Here is a 5,103-nt window from a genome sequence, read left to right on the forward strand (position 1 = left end):
GTTCAACCTGAATCCCGAAGCCGAAATCACCCTGGAAGCCAACCCGGATGACCTCACCGCAGACAAAATGCAGGAGCTGGCCGGGTCTTCGGTAAATCGGTTGAGCGTGGGCATACAATCTTTTGATGCAGGGGAACTCCAATGGATGAATCGGGCACATACCCCCACCGAAGCCCTGCATTCCCTGGAGGCCACAGCCCGTCTTTTTCCAAATTACTCCCTGGATTTGATTTACGGTATCCCCGGCAGTAATATGCAACTTTGGGCAGATAACCTGGAGCAGGCATTGCAATTTAAACCCCCGCATATTTCAGCCTATGCCCTTACGGTAGAACCCCGGACGGCCCTTTCTTCTTTTATCGCCAAAGGCCAGTCAGCCGACGTGGATGAAGGGGAGGCCCAGGAACAATTTGAACATCTGGTACAAACCCTCACGGGTGAGGGATACGATCATTACGAGATCTCGAATTTTGCCAGGCCCGGGTTTTACTCCAGGAATAATTCAGCCTACTGGCAGGGGGAAACGTATTTGGGGATCGGTCCCGCGGCCCACTCTTTTGACGGGGAAAAAAGATGGTGGAACCCCTCTAACAATTCCCTTTATATCCGGGCTTTGGAGAAGGGTGCAATCCAGACTGATTTTGAAGTACTCACTCCAAGGGATCGCTACAACGAGTCCGTAATGACTGGCCTGAGAAGCCGATGGGGCGTTTCCCTTAAAAAGATTGAGGAGGACTTCGGGGAAGTGTACAAAGCGTATCTCCTCCAGCAGGCTGCCCCCTATCTTCGGGATCAGTTTTTGTTCCTCGATTCCGAGACCCTTTACACTTCGGGGAAAGGTAAATTTTTGGCCGATGGGATTGCAAGTGATTTATTTATGATTAATTTGAAGTGAAAACGCGGTGGTTACAGATATGAAAGTACAGTTTACGTTTGGGAAAAAATCCTGGGAAGCAGACCTTTCCCGGGGGGTCGATATTTCGATTCCCGTGCGTGGCGATAACCGCGGTGTTCGGTGTTGGGGGGTCGGTTTTCCACGAATCGAACCCCATAGGGAGGGTAGTTTTACCGGTAGCGTTGAGGCAGGAGCCCCTGTTAATTTTAAGGATGTCTCCTTTAACCCCCACGCCCATGGAACCCATACCGAGTGCCTGGGCCATATTACCGCTAAGGCCGAGTCGGTTCTGGAGCATCCCCCGGCCCCCATGGTAGTCTCCGTTTTGGTTAGCCTTACCCCGGAGCAGCAGGACGGGGACCATTTGATTACGCTTGCACAAGTGCAGTCAGTCTTGAAAGAACCCCTGCCCGAGGCGGTTATTTTGAGAACCTTGCCGAACCCGGAATCCAAGAAATATAAACAGTACTCCGACACGAATCCGCCCTATCTTGAAGCCCGGGTGGCATCCTGGCTTCGCCAAAAAGGGGTACTCCACCTGCTCCTGGACCTGCCTTCGGTGGACCGGGAGGAAGATGGCGGCAGGCTTTCTGCCCATAGAGCTTTTTGGGGGCTGCCTGAGGATCCAAGGCCCCGGGCCACAATTACCGAATTGATTTATGCCCCCCCGGAGGTAGCGGACGGGACGTATCTCCTAAACATACAACTGGCCGCTTTTGAGAACGATGCGAGCCCGAGCCGCCCCATCCTCTTCCCAATGGAGGTTGTGGCGAGTCTGGAGGAAGATTGAAAAATACCGGTTAGGGTCTTCCGGAAAGCAGGACCTTTGGAATTAACACTTAACAAACAATGGCTGAATTAGCACTGGGACTTCTTATTGGCGCACTGCTGATGTACTGGGGTTACTCTTTATTAAATCAGAAAAAGCAAAAAGAACTCACCACCCAACAGTCGAGTATTTTACTCGAGAAGGTGCGATCTGTATGTAAACTGGTTTCTGTGGAAGGAGATTTTGCAGAAATCTACAGGTATGAGAATCGCAAAGGCCATTTTATGAACCTTTTTGGCAGCAAAAAAAAGGCGCTGATTGTCATTAACGCCAAAGCCCACATTGGGTACGATTTTAAAAAGTTAAAGGTGACTGCGGACCCGGAGCATAAAACGATTATCCTGGGTAATTTTCCACCTCCCGAAATCCTGTCCATAGAACCCGAACTGGAATTTTATGATATCCGCAATGACTTGTTCAATGCCTTTACACCGGATGATATGACCAGTATGAATAAAGAAGCCAAGGCACGTATCCGTGAGAAAATCCCGGAAAGTGGGCTCATGGAAACTGCCAATCACGAAATGCTTGAGGCCGTATTGCTGATGGAAAAAATCGTGGAAACCCTGGGCTGGAAACTCGATTACGAAGCCCTGAAACTCGATGGCCCTGTAGAAGTGCTCTTGAATTCCGCCCATAAGGAAGCTGCCCCGAAGGCTTCAGAATAATTATAATAAGACGTTTTTGATGAAATATTTGATTACACTTCTGGTGCTTTTCAGTGCAACTGCTGAGACTGTTTGCGCCCAGGCTTCCAAGGACCCTCGGGGATTTGACCCTGCCTTTACCCATGTGGTATACTTTTGGTTGAACAACCCTGACAATCCCCGGGATCGCGAGCATTTCGAAACCGGGCTCCGAACCCTTTTTAAAGATTCGAAATACACCCGGACCAATTTTTTGGGAACCCCGCCAAAAGCGAGTCGGGAGGTGGTGGACGACTCCTTTACCTATGCGATGATCGTCACCTTTGAGTCGGCGGAGGCTCAGCAGGCCTATCAGACCGAGCCGGCTCATCTCTCCTTTATTGAGAAGACCGCACATTTGCTAAAGCGTTTTCAGGTCTACGATGCACAGGGCCTTAATCCCTGAAATGAAAAGAATACTACCTTGCATATAGAAGCTTTCAGAGAATATTGCATCGCAAAAAAGGGGGTTACCGAAGGGTTTCCCTTTGGTGCAGATGTCCTGGTGTTTAAGGTGATGAACAAAATGTTTGCCCTTACAGCCCTGGATCGGCTCCCGCCACAGGTCAATTTGAAATGCGACCCGGAGCGTGCCATAGCACTGCGAGAGACCTATGACGGGTACATTATTCCCGGGTATCATATGAGCAAGCACAACTGGAACACGATATACCTGCAGCAGGTCCCTTCAATACTGATCCGGGAGCTCATCGACCATTCCTATAACCTTATCGTGGCCGGATTGCCCAAAAAAACCAGGCAGGCCCTGGAAGATTTAGAATGACACAACCCGCTGAGTTTTACAAAAAAAAGACAGTTGCCTACACCGAGGCAGCCCGACAACAAAAAAGGAGATTACGACTTTCTTCAGGGATCCGTCTGTTGGTCTTTGCGGCTATGGGGCTTTTTATGTATCTCGCCCTGAACGGACAGATGTTTTACGGGATTGGGGCAGTAGTCTTTCTGGGACTATTTGCATACCTCGTTTCCCGCCATCAGGATTTAAAGTACGAAGCGGCCCGCCTGAAGGAACTCATCGCGGTGAACCAGATCGAAACTGAGGTCTTAGAAGGGTCATATAGTACCCTGGAGGATGGGTCGGGATTTGTGGAACCCGGGCACCCCTATCAGGACGACCTCGATTTGTTGGGTCCCGATTCTTTTTACCAATACCTGAATAGAACAGGTCTGCCTGCAGGAGGTGCGCTCCTGGCCCGATGGTTGTCTTCCAATGATTTTACGCGTATTGACAGCAAACAGGAAGCGATTCGGGAACTCACACCAAGGGTGGATTGGCGACAAAACTATACTGCCACAGCCCGGATGATCCAAACCCCCGTATCACCTGAGGCCCTGACCACCTGGTTTTCTGGTTATTCCCGAAAATTGCCTTCATGGACGCGTTTTATGCCCACGGTTTTTTCGATATTTTCAGTGGGTATAGGAGTGCTCTTTGTGCTGCAGCTCCTGCCCCTCGGGGTGCTTGTTGGGGTCTTTTTTACTGGTCTCCTGATCACTTTTCCCTTTGTAAAGAGAATCAGTACGCTCGCGCAGGACACAGGAAAGATGCAGGACACCTTTAGTCAGTACGGCCGGCTGGTAAGTCAGATTGAGGGTGCGAATTTCCAGGCCGCATCACTCATTGATACCCGGCAGGCCCTGGTAGGAGTGGGGCCGCCTGTTTCCGGGGTATTGCAGAAATTCAACCGTATTATCGGGGCCCTGCATCAGCGAAACAACCTGATTATCGCACTTTTTGGAAATGCATTCTTCCTATGGGACCTGCGACAGGCGCGGGCCGTGGAAGAATGGATTGGTAATTATGGGAGTGTCGTAGGCGGATGGTTTGAGGCCCTGGCCCGTTTTGATGCCTACAACAGCCTGGCGAATTTTGGTTTTAACCACCCCTCCTATACCTATCCTGAAATCGGGGAAGGCGCAGCGGGATATGTTAGGACAAAGGAGCTTGCGCATCCGCTCCTCTTTGAAACCCCCGTGACAAATAATTTTGAAGTGGAGCGCGGTAACTTTATGGTCATCACAGGAGCCAATATGGCCGGCAAGAGCACTTTTCTGAGGGCCGTAGGATTGAGTATTGTAATGGCTAATATGGGCCTTCCGGTACGAGCGGCACATATGAGCTATACCCCCATTCCATTGATCACCAGTATGCGCACTTCAGATTCACTTTCCCGCCATGAGTCCTATTTCTTTGCCGAACTCAAACGACTTAAGACCATTGTAGACCATCTGCAGGAGCAACCCTATTTTGTCATACTGGATGAAATCCTGAAAGGCACCAATAGCAAGGATAAGGCACAGGGCTCACAGGAGTTCTTGGAACGTCTGATAAAACTGCAGGCCACGGGCCTGATCGCTACCCACGATTTGAGCCTTTGTGAAGTTGCCGATCGCATACCCGAAGTGCAGAATTTCTTTTTTGATGCGGAGATCCGGGAAGGTACTTTGTATTTTGATTACCGCCTGAAGCCAGGGGTCTGTTCCAATATGAATGCGTCGTTTTTACTGCGTAAACTCGGGGTAGTGGAAGACGAAGCCCCTCAGCAGAAGTCATAATAAGGAACCCATGCCGGGGGCTACCGTAAATTACCTGCCTTCCTTTGGATACTGCCCGGGGGTTCGATAAAGTGCCCCAGGGTTAGTTGCCGGCGCGTGCCTACATCCCCTTGATC

At 50.3% G+C, this 5,103-nt stretch carries 6 protein-coding genes; all 6 read left to right on the forward strand.

The genetic code is table 11. The features are described 5' to 3' along the window. Nucleotides 1–895: coproporphyrinogen-III oxidase family protein (locus WBV75_RS01755; protein WP_424118936.1), on the forward strand; the 895-nt coding region annotated here is incomplete at its 5' end. A 19-nt stretch (nt 896–914) separates the two neighbouring features. Further along, nucleotides 915–1,685 (forward strand): cyclase family protein, encoded by a 771-nt coding sequence (locus tag WBV75_RS01760; protein WP_424118937.1) that lies wholly within the window; start codon nt 915–917, stop codon nt 1,683–1,685. Between the two features lie 59 nt (nt 1,686–1,744). Continuing rightward, entirely contained in the window at nt 1,745–2,392 is a 648-nt protein-coding gene (locus tag WBV75_RS01765; RefSeq protein WP_424118938.1) for a DUF4230 domain-containing protein, read from the forward strand. Between the two features lie 19 nt (nt 2,393–2,411). Continuing rightward, nucleotides 2,412–2,816 (forward strand): Dabb family protein, encoded by a 405-nt coding sequence (locus tag WBV75_RS01770; RefSeq protein WP_424118939.1) that lies wholly within the window; start codon nt 2,412–2,414, stop codon nt 2,814–2,816. 18 nt (nt 2,817–2,834) lie between these two features. Beyond that, nucleotides 2,835–3,194 carry an MmcQ/YjbR family DNA-binding protein gene (locus WBV75_RS01775; protein ID WP_424118940.1) on the forward strand — a complete coding sequence of 120 codons (360 nt, stop codon included), beginning with the start codon at nt 2,835–2,837 and terminating at the stop codon, nt 3,192–3,194. Further along, a complete protein-coding gene (locus WBV75_RS01780) occupies nt 3,191–4,987 on the forward strand; it encodes a MutS-related protein (RefSeq protein ID WP_424118941.1) in 1,797 nt (598 codons plus the stop codon). The genes WBV75_RS01775 and WBV75_RS01780 overlap by 4 nt, the downstream gene beginning before the upstream one ends. Nucleotides 4,988–5,103 lie beyond the last annotated feature (116 nt).

The organism is Robiginitalea sp. (assembly GCF_049588695.1).
GTDB lineage: Bacteria > Bacteroidota > Bacteroidia > Flavobacteriales > Flavobacteriaceae > Robiginitalea.